16 protein-coding genes are annotated in these 19,589 nt (G+C 39.7%); 7 read left to right on the forward strand and 9 right to left on the reverse strand.

Annotation, left to right across the window (positions count from 1 at the left end):
* The first annotated feature begins 51 nt into the window (after positions 1–51).
* The 3 genes from AC0VX1_RS21635 to AC0VX1_RS21645 are packed head-to-tail and all read left to right on the forward strand — an operon-like array spanning position 52 to position 2,840.
* Positions 52–816 (forward strand): sensor histidine kinase, encoded by a 765-nt coding sequence (locus tag AC0VX1_RS21635; protein WP_034304264.1) that lies wholly within the window; start codon positions 52–54, stop codon positions 814–816.
* Positions 813–1,511, forward strand: coding sequence for a response regulator transcription factor (locus AC0VX1_RS21640; RefSeq protein ID WP_057278356.1), 699 nt, complete (start codon positions 813–815; stop codon positions 1,509–1,511). The genes AC0VX1_RS21635 and AC0VX1_RS21640 overlap by 4 nt, the downstream gene beginning before the upstream one ends.
* Positions 1,512–1,514: 3 nt before the next feature.
* On the forward strand, positions 1,515–2,840 hold the full coding sequence (locus AC0VX1_RS21645) for a sodium:solute symporter family transporter (protein WP_475468916.1): 1,326 nt from the start codon (positions 1,515–1,517) through the stop codon (positions 2,838–2,840).
* A 58-nt stretch (positions 2,841–2,898) separates the two neighbouring features.
* Here AC0VX1_RS21645 and AC0VX1_RS21650 read toward each other — a convergent pair whose 3' ends face one another.
* A complete protein-coding gene (locus tag AC0VX1_RS21650) occupies positions 2,899–3,486 on the reverse strand; it encodes an NAD(P)H-dependent oxidoreductase (protein ID WP_475468918.1) in 588 nt (195 codons plus the stop codon).
* Positions 3,487–3,606: 120 nt separating this feature from the next.
* Between AC0VX1_RS21650 and AC0VX1_RS21655 the strand changes: the two genes are divergently transcribed.
* A complete protein-coding gene (locus AC0VX1_RS21655) occupies positions 3,607–4,035 on the forward strand; it encodes a MarR family winged helix-turn-helix transcriptional regulator (RefSeq protein WP_475468920.1) in 429 nt (142 codons plus the stop codon).
* 543 nt (positions 4,036–4,578) lie between these two features.
* Here the strand turns inward: AC0VX1_RS21655 and AC0VX1_RS21660 are convergent.
* The 4 genes from AC0VX1_RS21660 to AC0VX1_RS21675 form a co-directional block, all read right to left on the reverse strand.
* Entirely contained in the window at positions 4,579–5,265 is a 687-nt protein-coding gene (locus AC0VX1_RS21660) for an MAE_28990/MAE_18760 family HEPN-like nuclease (protein WP_475468922.1), read from the reverse strand.
* On the reverse strand, positions 5,255–6,364 hold the full coding sequence (locus AC0VX1_RS21665; RefSeq protein WP_475468924.1) for a GmrSD restriction endonuclease domain-containing protein: 1,110 nt from the start codon (positions 6,362–6,364) through the stop codon (positions 5,255–5,257). The genes AC0VX1_RS21660 and AC0VX1_RS21665 overlap by 11 nt, the downstream gene beginning before the upstream one ends.
* Before the next feature lie 73 nt (positions 6,365–6,437).
* The gene (locus AC0VX1_RS21670) at positions 6,438–7,961 is read right to left on the reverse strand and encodes an Eco57I restriction-modification methylase domain-containing protein (RefSeq protein ID WP_475468926.1); all 1,524 of its coding nucleotides are present in this window, start codon (positions 7,959–7,961) and stop codon (positions 6,438–6,440) included.
* 443 nt (positions 7,962–8,404) lie between these two features.
* Positions 8,405–9,862 (reverse strand): protein adenylyltransferase SelO, encoded by a 1,458-nt coding sequence (locus AC0VX1_RS21675; RefSeq protein WP_475468928.1) that lies wholly within the window; start codon positions 9,860–9,862, stop codon positions 8,405–8,407.
* A 1,016-nt stretch (positions 9,863–10,878) separates the two neighbouring features.
* Between AC0VX1_RS21675 and AC0VX1_RS21680 the strand changes: the two genes are divergently transcribed.
* Positions 10,879–11,577, forward strand: a complete 699-nt coding sequence (locus AC0VX1_RS21680) for an FHA domain-containing protein (RefSeq protein ID WP_268938455.1) — start codon at positions 10,879–10,881, stop codon at positions 11,575–11,577.
* A 96-nt stretch (positions 11,578–11,673) separates the two neighbouring features.
* On the opposite strand, the gene AC0VX1_RS21685 is transcribed toward AC0VX1_RS21680, so the two are convergent.
* Positions 11,674–13,434, reverse strand: coding sequence for a hypothetical protein (locus AC0VX1_RS21685; protein ID WP_440438481.1), 1,761 nt, complete (start codon positions 13,432–13,434; stop codon positions 11,674–11,676).
* Positions 13,435–13,665: 231 nt separating this feature from the next.
* Here AC0VX1_RS21685 and AC0VX1_RS21690 point away from each other — a divergent pair, with 231 nt between their 5' ends.
* Positions 13,666–15,054 (forward strand): hypothetical protein, encoded by a 1,389-nt coding sequence (locus AC0VX1_RS21690; RefSeq protein WP_475468931.1) that lies wholly within the window; start codon positions 13,666–13,668, stop codon positions 15,052–15,054.
* 584 nt (positions 15,055–15,638) lie between these two features.
* Here AC0VX1_RS21690 and AC0VX1_RS21695 read toward each other — a convergent pair.
* Positions 15,639–16,604 carry a quinone oxidoreductase family protein gene (locus tag AC0VX1_RS21695; RefSeq protein WP_475468933.1) on the reverse strand — a complete coding sequence of 322 codons (966 nt, stop codon included), beginning with the start codon at positions 16,602–16,604 and terminating at the stop codon, positions 15,639–15,641.
* A 116-nt stretch (positions 16,605–16,720) separates the two neighbouring features.
* Positions 16,721–16,867: a hypothetical protein gene (locus AC0VX1_RS21700; protein WP_100298038.1), complete on the reverse strand. Its 147-nt coding sequence runs from the start codon at positions 16,865–16,867 to the stop codon at positions 16,721–16,723.
* Positions 16,868–17,025: 158 nt separating this feature from the next.
* On the opposite strand from AC0VX1_RS21700, the gene AC0VX1_RS21705 reads away from it, so the two are divergent.
* Positions 17,026–17,550, forward strand: coding sequence for a GNAT family N-acetyltransferase (locus tag AC0VX1_RS21705; protein ID WP_475468936.1), 525 nt, complete (start codon positions 17,026–17,028; stop codon positions 17,548–17,550).
* Between the two features lie 105 nt (positions 17,551–17,655).
* On the opposite strand, the gene AC0VX1_RS21710 is transcribed toward AC0VX1_RS21705, so the two are convergent.
* A complete protein-coding gene (locus tag AC0VX1_RS21710; RefSeq protein WP_475468938.1) occupies positions 17,656–19,158 on the reverse strand; it encodes a BglG family transcription antiterminator in 1,503 nt (500 codons plus the stop codon).
* Positions 19,159–19,589: the final 431 nt, after the last annotated feature.

Raw genomic sequence — 19,589 nt, forward strand, 5'->3', positions numbered from 1 at the left:
ATAAACAGAATCATTCAAGTTATTTAAAAATATAACAAGCAGAGGTTCTCCATGCTAAGTTACGAGGGATTCACGTTAATTATCATGCTCTTCATTTTAGCTCCCATCATGGGAGCTATCGCTCTTTTATTTCTATTCATATTCGAGAAAAGGATCGATCTTCTTGAAAATAAAAACAAGGAGATCCGCCTGGAGCAAGCACTGCAAGAAGCACAATATAATAAATTGAACCAGCAGATCCAGCCGCACTTTTTGTTTAATACCCTGAATGTCATTCTGGGCTTGGCCCGCCTGAACAGGACGGCAGAATTGATACGGGCCTTAGAGGCTTTTTCGCAATTCCTGAAATTCAAGTATAAAGCATCGGAACCATTGATCCCCCTTTCCCAGGAAATCCAGTATACCCAGCATTATCTCGACATCCAGACCCTTCGCTTCGGTGATCGGCTCAAGATTGATATGGAGTGCCCGGAACCGTTATCAACCGCACTGGTCCCACCCTTCATTCTCCAGACCTTGGTGGAGAATTCATTTAAACACGGGTTGGAAAAAAAAGTGGGTGAAGCCCTGCTGCATATCCGGTTCTATCTGGAATCGCAGATGGTGTATCTGGAAGTGGCGGACAATGGATTGATGGGAAATGAATCTTCCGTTACGGACGATGGCGGCCATGGCCTCGATAATATCCAAAAACGTTTATATTTGTATTTCAATGACCGTGCACAATTGCATATAGCTTCCAATGAATCGGGAACAAAGGTAGAGGTATCATGGCCACTGGTTTTTGATAGGAAAATGGAGGAGGCGGAGGAATGAATGTATTATTAGTTGATGACGAACCATTGGTCCTTGAACAAATGGAATATATGATTCAGTCCATTTACCCTTTTTGGAAATTTCACAAAGCTGCTGATGCCTGTCAGGCACTGACCCTCAACCAAAATCATAAAATCAACCTCGCTTTCCTGGATATTAATCTGCCGGGGCGATCGGGTCTTGAATTTGGTGAAGACCTAAGGGCGCTGAACAAAGAAGTCGAAATCATCATGGTGACCGCGCATCAAAGTTTCGATTATGCCCAGCAATCCATCAGGATAGGCGTGGTTGATTATTTAACGAAACCTGTAATAGAAAGCGATTTGCATAAAGTCCTTGCCAAGTATGACAAAAGGGAATCTTCCCATAACTATTCAACGCTTATTCACCATTCGCTTTCATTCATTCATGAAAACTATGCCGAAAAACTCTCCCTTTCGGACATCGCCCGTGAAGTGCATACCAATCCGACTTATTTAAGCAGGAAGTTCCATGAAGAAGTCGGCACTTCGTTTTCGGAATATTTAATGCACTATAGAATAAAGGCCGCAAAAAGGGCCTTGACCAATAACACCAGCTGGAGCATATCAGACGTCGCTGAAAAATCGGGTTTCAATAGCCAGCATTATTTCAGCACTTTATTCCGGAAGATAGAGGGAATCACGCCCAAGGAGTTCCGCGAGAAAGGAAAATGAACATTGCGATCACGTACATTTCAAGAATACGTACAAGGCCCCATTCAAATCGGGATGGGATTGGGGATCATCTCCCTCCTGGCACGCTGGGTGACAGGCACCACAATATTATCCTCCCCTGAATCGATGGTGAAGTATGGAGTTTTCGGAGGGATCGGATACGCCCTGATGGGAGCGATCGCCCTGTTCATGTTCAGCTTCATCGGGAAGAGGGTCCGGCAGGATTTCCCCGAGGGCTTGACCATCGCGGACTATTTAAAAGCCCGGCTCCATCCCCTCGGATATTGGATATTGATCGTGATCCTGGTCATAACCAGCTTACACATTTTATTCATTCAGGGAATGGCCGCGTCCACCCTATGTCAGTTTCTTTTCGATACGCCCCTCTATGTCGGGCTGTTCTTTTTTTTCGCCTTCTGTGTCCTTTATGCTGGATTCGGCGGGTTAAAGCTCATTCATGGATTCGCCGCTTTTCAGGTCATATCCATGTTTGCCGCAGTTATCTTGATTCCTTTATACTTTTTCGTCAAGGAAGGGATTCAGCCTGTTTATGATGGGATTCGTTTATACCATCCATACATGCTCGTAATCAATAAGTATGATCTATGGAGTTTTCTTTTTGCAGGACTTCTTGTCGGGTTCGGCCAGTTTTTCTTTGACCTGACTTCGTGGCAGCGATTATTCATGATAGAAATGAAAAAAGTTCGATTGACATTCTCTTTATCCGGCCTTATATGGATCATATTCCCGCTCTCCTTTTCATCCCTGTTCATCATGGTAATCTTTACGGGCGGCTTCACTGATATACATTCGATTCTGGCTGGATTGGCAAATAAAATAACGACACCATTCTTTTTCATCCTTTTTGTGCTCTGCGCCATCAGTGCAATCACCTCAACATTCGGTGCCTGCCTGCATTCATTGGTAAGCTTGATCGTAGCCAATATTCTTGAACCATTACAAACAAAAAAAAGCGACCAGCAAAAAATAAGGATGGCCTGCCTGCTTTCGATCTGTATTGGAGGATTGGTTTTCGTTGCCACACTCTTCTATTCCCCAAACCTATTGGAGCTCTTATTTTATTCAGGCAATATATACTCGGCATTGCTGGCTCCAATCCTGGTTATCGTATTCAGTAAAGGAAAAGTCCCTGATTACATACCGATAAGCGCGGTCCTGGCGATTGTGGCTTCATACATCATCCAGCCTCATGTAAGCGAATTCCAAAGCATATGGTTCAGCGGATTGACTTCATTGATGATCCTGGTGATTTGTACGATCCTTACCCTCATCAAGAACAAATGGAGGATCGTGAAAACAAAACCATGAATACGGCCAACCCCATTCATTATGCATGAATGGGGTTCTTCTTTAATCTCGTAAAAACTTAGCTAGCCACCTTCCTGAAATACCGATAAACCTTTTCTAGCTTTTGCGTTTGTTTCCCCTTTGGGCTTTCCATATTACCGAATTCGAAAAACTTCACTCTCTTGATCCCGACAAAATTGAATAGTGCTCTTTTCATCAATATTTTATGCGCATCATTCAACCAGAGAAGCGGATACTTTGCAGGTCCCTTCATCGTGGACACACATACGACCGACTTTCCTTTCAGAAGGCCTTCCGGGAACAAGCCCTTTTTATCCCTGTAGGCAAAATTCGCAGAAAATATTTGATCGATGTATCCCATCAGCATGGCCGGTGGCCTCCCCCACCAGATCGGATAGACCAAGACAATCTTGTCGGCCCAAATAATTTGCTTTCTATATTTCTCAAACTGAGGATCACGATGCATATCACGCCTTCGTTTATGCTCATTGAACTCCAAGAGCGGATTGAAGCCCTCTTCATATAAATCCAAGACCTGCAGCCCCTTTATGTTCGGGTTCTCCTTACTACCCTTGACGACTTTTTCTAAAAAAGCATGGCTTAGGCTTTTATGATTTGGATATGTGTAGATGACCAGCATGTTCATGACGCACCCCCTATTTACTTATCATTTGATAACAATCATATAACACCATCTTTTTTATTGTCAAATGATAATTGTATTTTGATAATATTTTTGATATCTTCTCAGTAAGAGGTGAAAGTTATGGACAAAAAAGCTCTTTTTGAAAAAATGCTCACATTTACAACTTCCGTACATCAAGTCACACACGAATTGACACAAAACGCCAAATCCGATTCCATCACGCCGGTACAATATAAAATCCTTGAATATATAACCGTCAGTCAGCCTGTCACACCAAGTGAAATCAGTGACTGTCATCATATCTCCATGCCTAACACGAGCCGTGAACTGAAAAAATTAAGCGAAAAGAATTTAATTGAAAAAATAAGTGATTCGGAAGATAGACGGAAACAATACATCCGCCTCTCCAAAGAAGGGGAAATGATGATGAACGAGGCTTTTGCAATCGTGGAATCCCGTTTTCAAAGCCGGCTGCAACATGCATCAAAGGAAGATTTAGCGGAGATTGACCGTGCCCTGGACATTCTTCAAACAAAACTTTTTTACTGATGAACACAAAAAGGGCTCCCGCAATTGAAGTTGACGAAGAATCGACTTCAATCGCGGGAGCTGCTTTATACATGCACTATAGTCTACCAAACAATAAAGTTTTTTAAGTTTTCAAATGTTATCTTTTTTACAGTAAGTCACTTTGTAAGAAAATTATTTAACAACTTTACAGAAATCTCGAAGTAAAAGAAAAGTTTTTAATATGATATTCATAATATTTCGCTTATTTATTAATTAGTTCATTGTTTAACCCACCAAATGATAATCAAATCTCCTACTTTAAATAGAGAAGTGCTCTTCTTAATGATTCTTATAATGATTATTTTGCTAGTCATGTTTTTGTGGATTGTATAAATATACTATAACTGAACTAAACAATTATAAAATAGTATATTCTGGCTTTTTTTTATAATAGTATTTTTCCTCAATGCTTTCTTTTCAAAAGAATCAATGTAACCCAATGAACTATAAAAGCTATTGAAATTCCATCCCCTATTTCCTTAAGGTTTACAATTTCTTTAACCTTCTATGTTTCGTTAAAATTTAATTCATATAATCAAATTGATATAATGGTTTTAAATAAGATTTTTGAGATGCCGCCTCAATAATCTGATTCTTAAAATCTTCCATTATACTTAATATATTAATGTAAACATCTTCAAAATCATAATTATCTTTTCTATCAAATTCTCCATGTGCAATCTCATGTCTATATGATAAAAGAACATTATCTATATACTTTTCTTTTGTAGAATATCTATTCTCTAGTGCTAAACATTCTACTATTTCAGAGAATAGAGCATAATTTAAGTTAGATTCCGTATTTATAAACCTTTCTCCTTTTTTATCTGAGTATTTCATAAAGAATACTTGATCTTGGACTTTAACCATTTCCTTTATAAATGCTGTATGAATTGTCTTTCTTGAAGTTTCCCCAATTAACTTAAGTTCTTGATACATTTTAAAGGATATGAAATTTTCTTTCAGATACCGATGTTTAACTTTTTGATGACAGATGTATATTATATAATAATTAGCTACGTTTCTAATGAAACCTTCCCAATGAGCACATAATAGTGTAATTCCACCTCTGACCAGTGTTTTTTTATGAATACCAGCAGAAGCATTCACTCCTTTTATAGCTAAATGTATTTGGGCTAATTCCATCTTTCTCCATGCAAAATCTCTATCTATCTGATCTTCTAACTTTTCTAAATTTTTAATTTTCATTTCCGAACAACTCTTTAGAAAGTAAGTTTAATTCTTTAAACCGGGATATAGCTCTTTTCCCTCTAGCAGTAGCTCTTAAAAATGCTGCATCACTTGGAATCGCTTTTATTAGATTTTCCAATCTATTGACATCTTGCCATTTGTCTATATTCATACTTAACCCTACCATAATAGCTTCGTACATACTTAAAGAAAATGCTCCTTCAAACTCACCTTTTTCGGAATTAAACTTTTTAAAGGTATTTGATCCTAAAATTTTATTTAACAAAGAAACTGTTTTATAGAATTCTCCAATGATACTGGCGAAATTAGTATCTCCTTCCATTAAGTTAACAAGTTCGATAGTTAAAAAATCACCCATATCTTGTTGATGATTAATTTTTTCTAAATCAACAAATCTAGCTATTAAATATCTCACTACCAATTCTTTGTCAAATTGTTCCGATGATTGTCTGTCTGTAATCCTTAATAATTCTTGGAACTCTTTAGTTTCACACATACTCATAACTAAATCGAAATAATCTCGGTCAATCATAATCATCAAACAATTCCGAATTTCTTGCCCTGTGAGTTCCGAACTATTGGTATTTAGCCTTTGAAACATTTCATATTTCGCTTTTGGATTAACAGTACTATCAATAATTATGAAATTAAGTTTATTTCTTTTAAACTTACGTCTAACTTCTTCACTCAGGCTCAGTTGTGGATAATCCATATTGTCCCACCACATTCCTTCGAGTGCAGGTAAAAATTTAGTACCAATCATTTGACTCGGTGGATAAAGATTATCTCCATCATCCTTTTTTTTCAATACACCCATAAACTCCAGAACAGTACTAATGCGTTGTAGCCCGTCTATTAAATCCCATTTACCTGATGAATCTTGCGCAACAAATATTGGAGGTATTGGAATACCTAAAATAATTGATTCGATTAAATCTGATTTTTGATTAATACTCCACCTAAAATACCTTTGGTATACAGGAGAAATATCAATATCGCCGTCTTTGTATAGATTAACAACTTCCCCTATAGACATACTATAAGAATCTGTATTAATATTATTTATACTTTTAGCTATCTGTATTTCCAAATCCATGATTGACCTCTCCTTTAAATAACATAATTTACAATTCTGCACTATATTTAATACAAACAAATGGACTATTTAATTAGTTATTCGTAGTATCTTTTAATAAGTTGTTTATGATTTTATCTATAATATCTTGAGTTGGAAGATTTCCGATATATAATTTCCCCATCTTTTCTAAATCCTCTATACAAGGATATTTTAAACCTTTTAGATCCGCTACATTTACCTGTGTACTTCCACTGAAAGTTCTAAAATAAAAATCCACTAAAGATGAATTAAGATAAAGACACAACCCCTTAGCTAAGTTTAAATTCCCTATTCCCGCATGTCTTACATGATAGTAATTGATTTTATTGTCAAATCCGACTTTTTGATAAGGATTATTAGTGTTGTTAAACACAGCTGCTATTATACGTTTCTTTTCTTCTTTTGTAGTCATCCGTTTTACTAAAACGTATATTCCAGAATTCCTTAAACGTTTAAAGTTACTATCATCTTCAATTATTACTCCTGGTTTAATATTTTCAATTGGCCAATTAATTATGCCACTATTAAAATTATCTTGATAAATCATAGGGAATGAAGATAAATCACGTTCGAACTGGAGATTCCCTGGCTTCTCTCTAAAATCAACAACTGGCCCCGTCGAAACTCCGATTTCTAAATCACTTAAAGTACATGGTAATGAATGCATCTGATCTACAATTTTTTTATCTGTAGTATGAATAATTCTAATTACTTTTTCACTATCTAAAGGAAATATTACATTGTCAAAACGTTTATGTGTTCTCTTAGTTTCTGTAAAATCGTCTTTTAAAGATTCTGTTATTTTGATAATATCATTTAATTTTTGTTTCCGTTTCTGAAGAGATAAAATAATAGTCTCTTGCAATACTTCATCATAAAATAAATTTTTTCTAGATTTAAAAATATGAATATGGTCAATCTTTGTATGATTAATTAAGTCTTCCCTAAAAGATTTAAAATATGTCCCACTACAGAAGCTCCTTGGGACTATACCAACTAATTGTCCTCTATCTTTTAACAATCTATATGATACTGCTAAAAAGGCTGCATAATAGTTCGGCACATCGATATCATTTTTTAGCAATTCTTTTTTATGGTCAGAATCACTACTTAATTTACGATATGGGGGATTTAAAATAATATAATCGAATAATTCATTTTTATTGACCTCATTAATTTTCATTAACCCTTCATTAATAAAGTCTTTGTATCTAATCGTAAAATTAACAGTAATCCTAAAATTCTCACATAACCTATTTAATTCAAGTAAATTTTCATTTAATTTTTCAGAAAGCGAGTTATCAATTTCAAATAATTCAACATTTATCACTTTTGGTTTTCTTTTCCAATTACAAATCTTAGCTATCAATGATGCAGTAAGATTCCCTGTACCACAACCTGGATCTAAAATATTAATTTCATTTTTATTAACTTCTTTAAACATTGAGCCCATAAAATTAGCAATAGAAATTGGAGTAAAGTATTGGTCATTCTGCTCCTTATAAAGACTTCTATTTATATCAGAAGTTGTATCAATGGAATTTTTATTTATTTTTTCTAGTAAAACTTCAATCATTAAAAACAACCTCCATTAAATTTTAATTATATCTTATTTGTAACTTTCTTTAAATTGTTATGTTCTTACAATGAAAAAAGTCTGAACAGCTGTATTTGCTATTCAGACCCTTTCAATATGATATGGATAAACTCATTAATTTAGAAAATGCTTTAATTTTAAAGGTATATATGTCGGTATCCCTTTATTGAATTTTCCGCTTTTAGACATTGTTTTATCTCCTCTACTTTTTGTTTGTTTTCTTGAGAAGCCCCTATAGCCCCCTCTTATTCCTAGTTCCTTCATTTTCCCCATTAGTATGTTTAACTTCCGTTAAACAAAGCAAATCCTCATCTGATTTGCATGCTAAAAAAGTAAAAAAGACGGTATCCAGAGAATCAAATGACCTCGGGGCACCGTCTTATTTTCTCAATCTATACAATTTATTTTCTCTAATGTTATGATCAGGTACCGCAAAAAGTCCGGTAAGGTTTTGTTGACTCAGGCAGTGCGGCGTATTCTGCTTGTTTTTCGCAGTGTGCATAAGGATTTGCAAGAACATCCAACAGCCGTTCCATCACGCTGTAGTCCTCTTGTTCCACTGCCGCCTCCAACGCCTCTTCCACCCGGTGGTTCCGCGGAATCACTGCAGGATTGCTGTTCTGCATCAACTGGTTCGAAGACTCTTTCGATTCCTTCTGCCTCCCTAGCCTCGCCTGCCAAAGCTCCTGCCACTGGGCGAATTCCGGTGTACCGAAAAGGACCGTATCCTCCATTTTATCAAAGGTCAGAGCACGGAAAGTATTGGTATAATCGGCACCATGCTTCTTCATCATACTGAGGATGCCATTAACAAGGGCCTCATCCTGAGTCTCTTCATTGAATATCCCCAGTTTCGCCCTCATTCCCGCTAACCAATTGGAGTGATACAGATCATTAAAAACGGAAATCTTATCTTGGGCCAGTGTAACGGCCTGATCCTCGTCATCATGCAACAGCGGCAATAGGGATTCGGCGAACCGTGCAAGATTCCAGCCTCCAATTACCGGCTGGTTTCCATAGGCATAGCGGCCTTGCCTATCAATTGAACTGAATACGGTTGCAGGGTCATAGGCATCCATGAAGGCGCAAGGGCCATAATCGATGGTTTCCCCGCTAATCGTCATGTTGTCGGTGTTCATCACTCCATGAATGAAGCCGACCAGCTGCCATTGGGCAATGAGCTCAGCCTGACGCTTGACCACTTCCTGCAGCAGTGAAAGATAACGGCCTTCATCTGCTTCAATGTCTGGAAAATGACGCTCAATGGCATAATCGGCAAGTGTCCGCAGTTCCTCGATCGTGCCCCATTTTGCAGCAAATTGAAAAGTTCCGACACGAAGATGACTCGAAGCCACACGGGTCATGATGGCACCAGGCAGCCCTGTTTCACGGAGCACCGTTTCACCGGTCGTCACCACTGCCAGACTTCTGGTGGTAGGAATGCCGAGCCCGTGCATCGCCTCGCTGATGATATATTCGCGCAGCATCGGTCCAAGCGCAGCCCGGCCATCGCCCCCGCGGGAATATGGCGTTCTTCCTGGACCCTTCAGCTGGATATCGACCCTACCGCCTTCTGGCAACACCTGCTCGCCAAGCAATATCGCCCGGCCGTCCCCTAACATGTTAAAATGACCGAATTGATGCCCAGCATATGCTTGGGCAAGAGGCGAAGCACCTTGCGGGATCTCGTTTCCGGCAAACACCGCCACACCATCTTCGCTTTGCAGCGACTTCACGTCCAAACCAAGAGAATCCGCCACACCCTCATTGAGAATGATCAACTCCGGTGAACGTACAGGAGTCGGGTTCGTGCTCGTGAAAAACTTTTCCGGCAGACGTGCATAGCTATTGTCTAAATTCCATCCTGTTTCATTAGTCATGGTTTCTCCTTTTCTTATTTTGACTTTTTTATAAAAGATATTTCGCTCAAGATTCAGTTAAAACACGCGATGAAACTAAGTTGCAGTCCATTTTTTAATGTCTGCTTCTAACAATTAATTATACCTTTTTTGCATAAAAATGGCTCTTTTAAAGTCGTGTTAAATCCATTACTTCCCGGGATTTCATAAACCGATTGCGGTTCCTTGGGATGAAAGAAAGCAGGTACCCTTAATGGGTTCCTGCTTCAGACTGTAGACAAACCCGATGAAAATCATTCCACCCGAGGCACTGGCTTTACTCCTGTGGGGCCTTCCCTCGACGCGCTTATCCCGCAGTAGTCTCGCGCCTTCCGTTCCAATCAATTTTGTTCCATTTGCCTATAAACTCAAGTACGGACCCTTTAGGTTCCTGCTTCTTTTCCTAAGATGCCAATAGTTACAATTCCATTATGAAACATTATGCATCAAAAAAGCCTGCCATTGATTCGGCAGGCTAGTTTCATCTCCTCTTATTGGTTCCATCCTCCACCCATTCAAGGATATGCTTAATTCAGTAAAGTCAGGCTGATAAAGGCAATGCCAAATATACAGTACAGAATGAGGGTAAAGGGCTGGGGAAAAATAATATATACGATCATACTGATGATCATCAGCAGGATGCTGAAGGCATTTATCCTATCTCTCCACATACTCACCTTTGGTCAACTCCTTTTCCACAAGCGTAATGTACATTTTAAATCGCAAACTTCTTCCGGTGCTGCCTGGCCGGCTTTGAGGAACCACTTCTCCCACAGTCAAAGCGGACATCAGCAAAAATAGAGTTTCTTCTTCATCCTTCGTTCCTCTTTGTTATAATGGCTGTGTGCCTAATTTGGATTTTTTTCATTTTTCGTTAGTAAGTAAGCGACTGATAATTTATAATTATAAAATTGAACCCACTAAACAGCCATGTAGCCAAAATGATAAATTCATGAAAATAATTTAAATTTTCAGATTTTTTAAGGGGTATGAAGTGAATGATCTATAAAACTTTCAAGGTTGTATTGAGGACCATGCACAAAGGCCAAACCGAGGAATTCGCCTATGTATATGAAGGGAAAAGCCTGCTGATCGGCCGGGCAAGCCAGCACTCCAAAGCTGATTTCAGGCTTTACAATGACTTTGTTTCCAGGGAACATTGCCGGATTTATATGGAGGAAGGGCAGCTCCTCATTGAAGATTTGGCAAGCAAACACGGCACCTCCGTGAACCAGATGCCGCTTGTACCGGGCAATCCCTGTCACATTGAACCGGGGGATTCGATTACGTTGGTCAATGGATTGATTGAATTCATAATCTCCATCGACAACGATTTAACAATGGATTTCACGCCGGTGAACCCCGCCGAATTCCTGCAAACCGTCGCTATCAATGAGCACCTTCAGACCGTGATCATCAATGAAGAAGCACCCATTAAAATGCCGACCAAGGAATTCAATTGCTTTAAACTGTTATATGAAAATTTGGACAATCTTATTTCAAAGGAAGAAATTGTCCAGCAAGTCTGGCCAGAGCGGGTCGGGGATCCCGAGCAAATTGTGACGGCAGAGGAAATCGCTTCACTTCTGTATCGCGTGCGGAAACGGTTAAATGGGCACTTTGCCATAAAAGCCGTCATTCAAAAGGGATATTATATGGAATCCATCCATTCATTCAATTTATCGGACTTATCATGACAATCATTCGAAAACATGAAAAAAGCATTGTGGATAACAATGCTTTTTTTCATGCTTATATTGGATATGGAAAGTGTATATGTCCACGGTCCATTATCATTTCTTTGGCAAATCCAGATTAGTGAATTCATCGACTGGAACGATGTCTTCTTCCATATCCATCACCTTCAGCACAACCCGGTCTCCTACATTCGTCAACACAACATCAGATAGCGCATTGACACCTGGGTCCACCGAGAACCTCTTGGCATTGCCTTCGACGATTAAATGGAATACGTATCCATTCGAGAGATTGGCATCATTGATCCTCATTACCTTCCCCTTTATTTCTTTCATCTCAAATCCTTTTTGAGGCGTCACACCGCTTACTTTCCCTAAAGAGGCAATCAGTTTTTTATAATTGCGGAAAGCTTCGTCTTTCGTTTTCCCAAAGACCACTTGGGGATTATCGCTATTGGCATAAACGATCGCCACACCTTGGAACTTGCTGCCCTTTGTAACCGGAATCACATATGTGGGAGCACCGTAAATCGTATAGAAAATTCCATTAGTGGCTTTCCAGCCTGGATATTTGGACAAAAACTCACTCGCATTCGCGTTGGATTTTGCTTCCTTTCCAGTCAGAACGGACGTGACGCCTTTGTAGTACGTCATTTCACCGGTTTTGGCATTGAAAACACCATAACCTACAAGGGTTTTGGAGTTGCCTTTTGATTTAGCCCGGGTAAAGTCCACTACATAAATCAATTCGCCTTTTTCGTTAAACGTAACCTGCATATTATCCTCATTAGGAATAAGGACATCTTTCTTCGGCCCAATCAGGGACTGGTTTTTCCAACCATGAACATATTTTCCCCAGTAAGTCCAATATTCCAGGGCTGTTTCCAATGTGAATGTCCGATCTACCCATTTAGGTTCTTTTCCTTTTGGATAGTATTTCGTGTCCCCCGTTTCCGGATTCACCAATACCACCCCGTCCACCACGGGACCGCTGCGGTATTTCAAATAATGTCCGACTGAAGCTACGAAGAAGGGCTTTCCATCTTCATTCGGTTCCAAATATGAATCATGGATGATTTTATTCGGATATGCCTTGCGGATGGTCCTTTCCAAATCATGATCAAGGTACTGTGATGGAGCATACAGCATCTTCCCTTTGACAGTACTTGCCCCTTTATCCGTCGATATGGCGGAAATCAGATTATAACCTGGCGTGTATTCCGCTTTCCCGGCTTTTAAAAACCCGTCCATTTCAATGGGTGATGTATAAGCCAATTCATCATTGATATTGGTCAGACGGTATTCGCCTTCAGTGAAATATGATGCATTTTCTATTTTATTAATCGCTGCATCGCCTTTTGCGTCAGCCATTTTCACTGTAACGAGCGGCATGGTTTTTATATCTTGAACTTCTTCCAGCTCTTTTTTCTTATCGACCTTCGCCAATCCATGGAGATTTGCGGCAAAAGTGAGCGGGTAGAACAGCATGATGATCCATGCGGCAATCAACACGACACCCATCAAACTGTTGAAGTGTACGTTCCAAGGTGTTTTTGGCTGCTTTGCCGCTTCATTTCCCCTCCGATTCCGTCGGGTGCTTGAAGATTCAGTGGCCCTGTACATATACATGCTTGAATCGATGATGAGAAAGAGCCCGAGAATAATGGCAAAACACGAAAAGAATGCAGCGGCAGTAAGATCCAGCAGCATGATATCGATAACGAAAAACAATACGGCAGCAGAAACTAAAAGTCTCAGCACTTGTTCTATGAAAAAAGGTATATCTTTTTTGGTGATGGCGTTCGTCCATCTCTGCGGAATCAAGGAAAGTCCCAATATGGCAAATGGTATTTTCATTAAAATTCCTTTTAAGATGAAACCGAGTAGTGAAAGTATCATGGTTTGAAAAATCTCTCCTTGTCATGTATGTTCCTATTTACCCATTTTACCACTTTTGTGCAACTAATTTACTATTTTTTAAATCTAGCGAAATTACGTCAAACTATTTGCTCCACCGATGCTACTTTTTCCGATTCAATGTTTATATAGACTCTAGAAAAGAATCGATGCCAAAGGGGACGAAGCCTTATGATTTATGAAGAAACATACCGATACCTATTAAGAAATGTATCCTCCACTGAATTCGATACGTGTTTGTACGCCTTGCTCCACAGTGATTGGGATGGGGTCATTCAGAGCCCGCTTCATATGATGGCCCGGGGAGTCGGAACGACAGAAAAGTACTTAAGGCAGATCATCCATAAATTCACCGCACCACAAGGATCACTAAAAAAAGTGTTTGTGCCTGTTCATCTAGGTGAAGATGTTTTGTACAAGTTTAACCTTGGTCCTGCAAGTAATCTTGGCTATAACAGGAAGACGGACCGTTATTGCAAAAAGTACCGTTTCTTTTATAGTGCTGCTTTCAAAGCCCTAACGATTCATGGAAAAAGGCTGCTGCTTATGGGTGCCTTCCGAATGTCCGTTTTGAAGTCTGAAGAAGTCCTGTTCGATTATCATGAAATCGTTCCTGATTCCAGCTCGCCATTCACAAGGCAGCGCTTATTGGATGCAGTCGCTGCCATCCATGACGCTTTAGGCCATATCGTAAAGATTTCTTTTGCGAGCAGGGCTTTTTCAAAAAAAGAAGTTCTGGTATTCACCTTTACCGAAGGCATCTTGGATGAGTATAAGGAAAATAGGGCGGAACGGACCTTGTTGCGGAGAACGATTTTTAACTCTGGCTACCTTGGGCATATCAATGATTCTGTATGCAGGGAATTGGAACGTGTCGGCAAATATATTTTCCGTTCATTTCTGCAAGAAGCGACGAACATCTCCCATGATATCCAAAAGGAACTGCAGAAGTTAGCCCGTTTCATCTATTCTCATTCCCTTAAGAAATTTGGAAAGGCTCTACCTGCCAATAAGCAGTTGCTTCTAGCCCCAAAACAAGCCTCTGCTTATTTAAGCAAAATCATGTACAATGAAGCATTGGAACAGATGGTCAAGTATGCCCACCAGGCAGAATCCATCAAAAGCCTGCTTGAACGCGACCATTTTCATAGAAACATCTCCGAGAAAGCTCTCCGCCGGGAAGTGAATGATTTGGAAATGGATGAACATATCGAGCCCATTCTCCGTAAATACCATCAAGCGGACTTCATCCGCCATGTGCTGAACGACTGGTGCGAAACATGGCTCATTTCCCGTGTAAAGACAGTGACCGATGAATTCCGGGCGGAAGGAAAAAGGAAAAATACCGAAGATAAACAGGCCGCGGCCGAATATATGGCCCGCATTAGAAACGATGCATATGGCCAGTTGGACAGGCTGTTGACCTTGCTTCTCCAATTCGGCAATCATGCAGTGGCCCCGGACGTCCGGAACTTCCCTCTCACAAAGAAAAAGGAAACCCTCCAATCCTATTTCGCGATCCAAAAGGAGCGTCTCGATGTTCTCTCCATTTCGTCTTAAAATAAGGCTGTTTTCGCATACTTTGTTGCTATTTACTAAGTAGTGCGGTGTGGTTGATTTCCCCTCCAGATGCTCGCTTTCCGCGGGGCGGGCGGTGAGCCTCCTCGGCGTAAACGCCTGTGGGGTCTCACCTGTCCCGCTGCTCCCGCAGGAGTCTCGCACTTCCGCTCCAATCACCCTTAAATAGTTTCGTTTTAAAAACAACAATCTTTACGAAAAGAGCCTAAAATAATATGCTTACCATGAGAACGGATCCGTTCTCTTTTTTTTGCTTGTAACAAATGCCGACTGTGAATTGCAGAATGACGATTGTGGTTTGGTGATTGGCGCACTGTGGATTTCTCCTCTGAATTCGTGTATTGCATATGGCTTTTGTGGATAAGGGGACTTAGGAGGCAAGTTGTTTTGACGGCAGGCCATAACACTTGTAAAGGCAGGTGCATTTATTATGGAGTTATTCCAAGGGTCTAAGCATGGGTTTATATAAAGGAACTGAAAAAGGTTTTAATCATCAGTATGAATAAGGGGTTGAATCTCGGCAAACAAACAGGCCCCCATTTAGAATGGAAAGCCCTCATGATTTGTTATGGTATTAATAATAGTTTCCCCGAACTTTTCCTGCTTTCAAGAAGTCGATGTGCATCCGCCCCATTTTCCAACGAAAAAAGAGTCGGTTCTTTGATGCGGATTTCCCCTGACAGAATCCATTGAAACAGCTCTGCTGTTCTTCTTGTCCGTTCTTCATGGGTAGTCAGGACGTTCCAAAGGTCTCCGCCTATTAATGCCTTGGATGTATCCATTAACATCCTGGGATCGATTTTCTCAGGATCACCGCCTGCCATCCCAAAGAATACGACAGCTCCTCCAGTCTTGGTCGCACGGAAACTATCCATCAAGGTTTGGCCCACTGATTCATAAACGACATCAACGCCTTTACCGCCGGTAACATCCTTAATGGACTCCACCCAGTCCGATCCGTAAAGGAAAACATGATCCGCACCCATTTGTTTGGCAACAGCCGCTTTATCATTTGATGAGGTCAACCCAATGACCTGACCGCCCTTCATCCTGATCATCTGTGTCAGTAATTGACCGACTCCGCCTGCAGCGGCATGGACCAGAATGGTTTCCCCTTCTTTAACTCGATGGCTGTCATGCGTTAAATATTGGGCAGTCAATCCTTGAAGTAAAACGGAAGCGGCCGTTTCAAAGGTAATGCCCTCAGGCAGCGGCAATAGCTTTTCAGCTGGAACTGAAACCAGCTCCGCATTGGCATGGGGAGCATCAGCGAACCCGACACGATCTCCTGCTTTCACATGATGGACATCTTCCCCGGCATATTCGATGACCCCTGCCCCTTCATACCCTAGAATGAATGGGGGATCACCCACCAAATGATAATTCCCTTTCCTTCTATATACATCAGCAAAATTCAACCCAATTGCTTTCATTCGAACGATCACGGCTGATTTTGAACGTTCAGGTTCTGCAATTTCCCTTACGGACAGAACCTCCGGTCCGCCGAAATCATCAAAGACAAGTGCTTTCATCATCCTAACTCCCTTCAATCTTTCTTCATTCTTTAAGATATAGGATGGACCCTTCGATGGCAAGAAACACAAAAGACCGCCCAGCCATTAAAGGCAGGAGCGGTCACTACGTTTACTCAATCTGTATTGGAACCAGGACCGTTCTTTCGTTTATTTGCAGAATATTCCTTACCGTGTGCTTCATGTTCTGCAATGATATCCGCTTTCGGTATATGGTTATTCTTTTTTGGTGAAGCGATGCGGTTGCGATGTTTTTTTCCCATGATCGATCTCCCCTTCATCCAATGTTTTTTTAAAATTGAACTAATATTAGCTTGTCCGATTACCACCGATAATACCGGCAAAATAAGCACTTCATAATAAAGGAAAAACCTTTATCGAGACCGAATAGATAGAAAACTGATTTATGAGGAGGAAAAAAATGTTTCCTGTATTGAACACGGGAAGGTTACGCTTACGGGAAATTCGTGAAAGTGATGCGGAAGCTCTTTTCCAATGCTTATCAAAAGATGAAGTCACCCGCTTTTATGGACAGGATTCATTGGAAAATGTCGAACAGGCCAAGGATATTGTAGCAGCCTTTGCGAAAAACTATCATGAAAAACGAGCCGTTCGATGGGGAATTGAAAGAAAAGATACACAGGAATTGATTGGCACCATCGGTTTTCATGCCCACAGTCCCAAATACAGACGGGCCGAAATCGGTTATGAAATCCATCCAGCACATTGGCGCAAAGGATTTGCGTCAGAAGCGCTTAAGGAAGCTATCACCTACGGTTTCACCGACCTTGATTTAACCCGTATCGGCGCGGTCGTTTTTCTGGAAAATCAGCCATCAAGTGAGCTCTTGCTTAAGCTGGGTTTCATCCAGGAAGGAATATTAAGGAGTTATATGTACCAAAACGGGATCCCTCATGATACATATGTCTATTCCTTGCTGAAGTGAAACCCCTGGTAAAGAGGGAGTACCCCAGAAACCCAACGTTTTCCTGCCATTGGTAGCATTCGTTTGTGCAAAATAAAGTCGAATCTGTTTTTTCTGCATAGTGAATCATTTAACAACGGCATTCATTTTTTCATATGGATAAATCAATCCCGGGTCCATACTGAATTGGTCAAAAAAATGATCTTCAAAAAATTGTTTAATTTGCATTAATTCCGAAGTAGTTGGAAAAGAGGATACCTTAATTACCGGAATTTTCTGAAATACACCAGTGTCTTCTTCCGTCGAAATGATTAAATCAATCTCTTCATACTTGTAAATCAATTCTTTGCTGGAGGGATCGAATGTTGAAATTCTAACCTGACTTCCGTAGTGATACTTTAACACTTCCCTTATATAATCTTTTTCGGTATATGTACGACATACTAAAGCAACTATTATTGTGTGTTGATTCTTATTTCGTAAAATGGCTGCCTGAAGGAGCGAGAATATTTCCAAAACATCCAGCTTCTTAATTTTAAGCGGAACTGTCAAGAAAGATTTAGTAGCCAGCTCCTCAATGGTCTGAAAAATTGGATTATACTCGAAATATGGAAGATATTGCAACATGGAATTCCTTACAGTCTCCATTTCAAATTCTGTTTCAAGTGATATTCTCTTTAATGTTTGGTATAAATGAAACAAGAAGATATCATCTTGTGATAGATTAAAACAAACATATTCAGAAAGGGAGTCTAAAAATTGAGTTAACGGAAACCCTCGTTTACTTTTCATCCTGTTTCGAAGGTATCGAAGATGTTGTGATCTATTAAGTGGTTTTTCCTCACTCATGAGATAAATCGCTAAGTAAAATATTTCCTGAAGCTGGATATCTCTTGTGGGGCATCTTTCCATGTAATGTCCTAGTTCCTTGGAGAATTCAAAATACTTACTGCCTTCATAATTAATTAAGACTGATTTTGGATATGAAACGAAATAACCCATGGAAACACGAAGGTTAGATATATATAAAATCATTGTAAGTCGTTGTAAGGCACCAGTCCGAAATGACATCGAATGTTTTGAAAACAATTGAAGTAAAGTTGTTTGAAATTCCTTTTCATCGAGAGAATCTTTATCGGGATAGGTTTCCAATGTCGCAAAATCCAAATTTTGCATGATAAAGCGTCGGATTTTTTTTTCATCTCCTACTAATTTGAATGGGCTAGCAGATAAGTCAACACCTGCTTCCCGTACTACCTCCTGTAATTTTTCAAGGTGACGATATGCGGTGGAACGACTAATATGCACCTCTTGAGAAATCTGTGAAATATCAACACCATCATTCAAAAGGATTAACTTTAATATGTGAAAATAGGAATTCTTCTCTCTTATTTGCACCAATAAACTTTCTAGAGTACCATTTTCAGGTTTAATAAGACATATTCCAAGACTTTCACTTTTCTCAAAACCCCATCCCTCGGGGATTAAAGTCTCCAGGAATTTTAAATCACGTCGGATTGTACTTTTTGAATACCCTGTTTTATCGGATAATTCAGTCAAATTAACCCATTTATTATCTTTAAATAAGTGAAAAATCACGTCTGAATAACGTTTATAAAATCGATTCATACTATCACCTCTTTCCCTGTCCACTCAATAAGACATTAGACCTAAATTCATTTACCCTTTACCCATTAAATACTTTAGTAAACCCCCTAAATAGTCCTATTTTTATCTAAACCTTTTTTTTTGGAACACTAGTTCAAATAAGAATTGGTATATACAGCTTTTGAACTCTCCCCGATAAGGTCATTATTATGATTTTCTGCTGTTAAATTTGTAGTGCGAAGAAAAAGAATCCTCTATTCCAAACCCGAATCTAAATAATTGGATTAAATGTTTAAAGATCATAAAGAAAGAGACTTTTAAAACCTTTCTCCGGAACTAAGTGCTATGAACATTTTAGAGAAGCGCAGTAAGGATCTATATGTAAGAAAAAGGAAACCAATATTGACCTATTTTGAAGGGTCTACGGCTTCCACAACGACCATAAGGGCTTT

Source organism: Peribacillus sp. QJM3NY_7 (genome assembly GCF_056173225.1).

Bases quoted from the DNA above. Each gene is read 5' to 3' on its own strand.
- AC0VX1_RS21690 (WP_475468931.1), top strand. From the start codon at position 13,666: ATGATTTATGAAGAAACATACCGATACCTATTAAGAAATGTATCCTCC.
- AC0VX1_RS21665 (WP_475468924.1), bottom strand. From the start codon at position 6,364: ATGGATTTGGAAATACAGATAGCTAAAAGTATAAATAATATTAATACA.
- AC0VX1_RS21670 (WP_475468926.1), bottom strand. From the start codon at position 7,961: ATGATTGAAGTTTTACTAGAAAAAATAAATAAAAATTCCATTGATACA.
- AC0VX1_RS21700 (WP_100298038.1), bottom strand. From the start codon at position 16,867: ATGGGAAAAAAACATCGCAACCGCATCGCTTCACCAAAAAAGAATAAC.
- AC0VX1_RS21655 (WP_475468920.1), top strand. From the start codon at position 3,607: ATGGACAAAAAAGCTCTTTTTGAAAAAATGCTCACATTTACAACTTCC.
- AC0VX1_RS21710 (WP_475468938.1), bottom strand. From the start codon at position 19,158: ATGAATCGATTTTATAAACGTTATTCAGACGTGATTTTTCACTTATTT.
- AC0VX1_RS21660 (WP_475468922.1), bottom strand. From the start codon at position 5,265: ATGAAAATTAAAAATTTAGAAAAGTTAGAAGATCAGATAGATAGAGAT.
- AC0VX1_RS21685 (WP_440438481.1), bottom strand. From the start codon at position 13,434: ATGAAAATACCATTTGCCATATTGGGACTTTCCTTGATTCCGCAGAGA.
- AC0VX1_RS21675 (WP_475468928.1), bottom strand. From the start codon at position 9,862: ATGACTAATGAAACAGGATGGAATTTAGACAATAGCTATGCACGTCTG.
- AC0VX1_RS21635 (WP_034304264.1), top strand. From the start codon at position 52: ATGCTAAGTTACGAGGGATTCACGTTAATTATCATGCTCTTCATTTTA.
- AC0VX1_RS21640 (WP_057278356.1), top strand. From the start codon at position 813: ATGAATGTATTATTAGTTGATGACGAACCATTGGTCCTTGAACAAATG.
- AC0VX1_RS21680 (WP_268938455.1), top strand. From the start codon at position 10,879: ATGATCTATAAAACTTTCAAGGTTGTATTGAGGACCATGCACAAAGGC.
- AC0VX1_RS21650 (WP_475468918.1), bottom strand. From the start codon at position 3,486: ATGAACATGCTGGTCATCTACACATATCCAAATCATAAAAGCCTAAGC.
- AC0VX1_RS21695 (WP_475468933.1), bottom strand. From the start codon at position 16,604: ATGAAAGCACTTGTCTTTGATGATTTCGGCGGACCGGAGGTTCTGTCC.
- AC0VX1_RS21705 (WP_475468936.1), top strand. From the start codon at position 17,026: ATGTTTCCTGTATTGAACACGGGAAGGTTACGCTTACGGGAAATTCGT.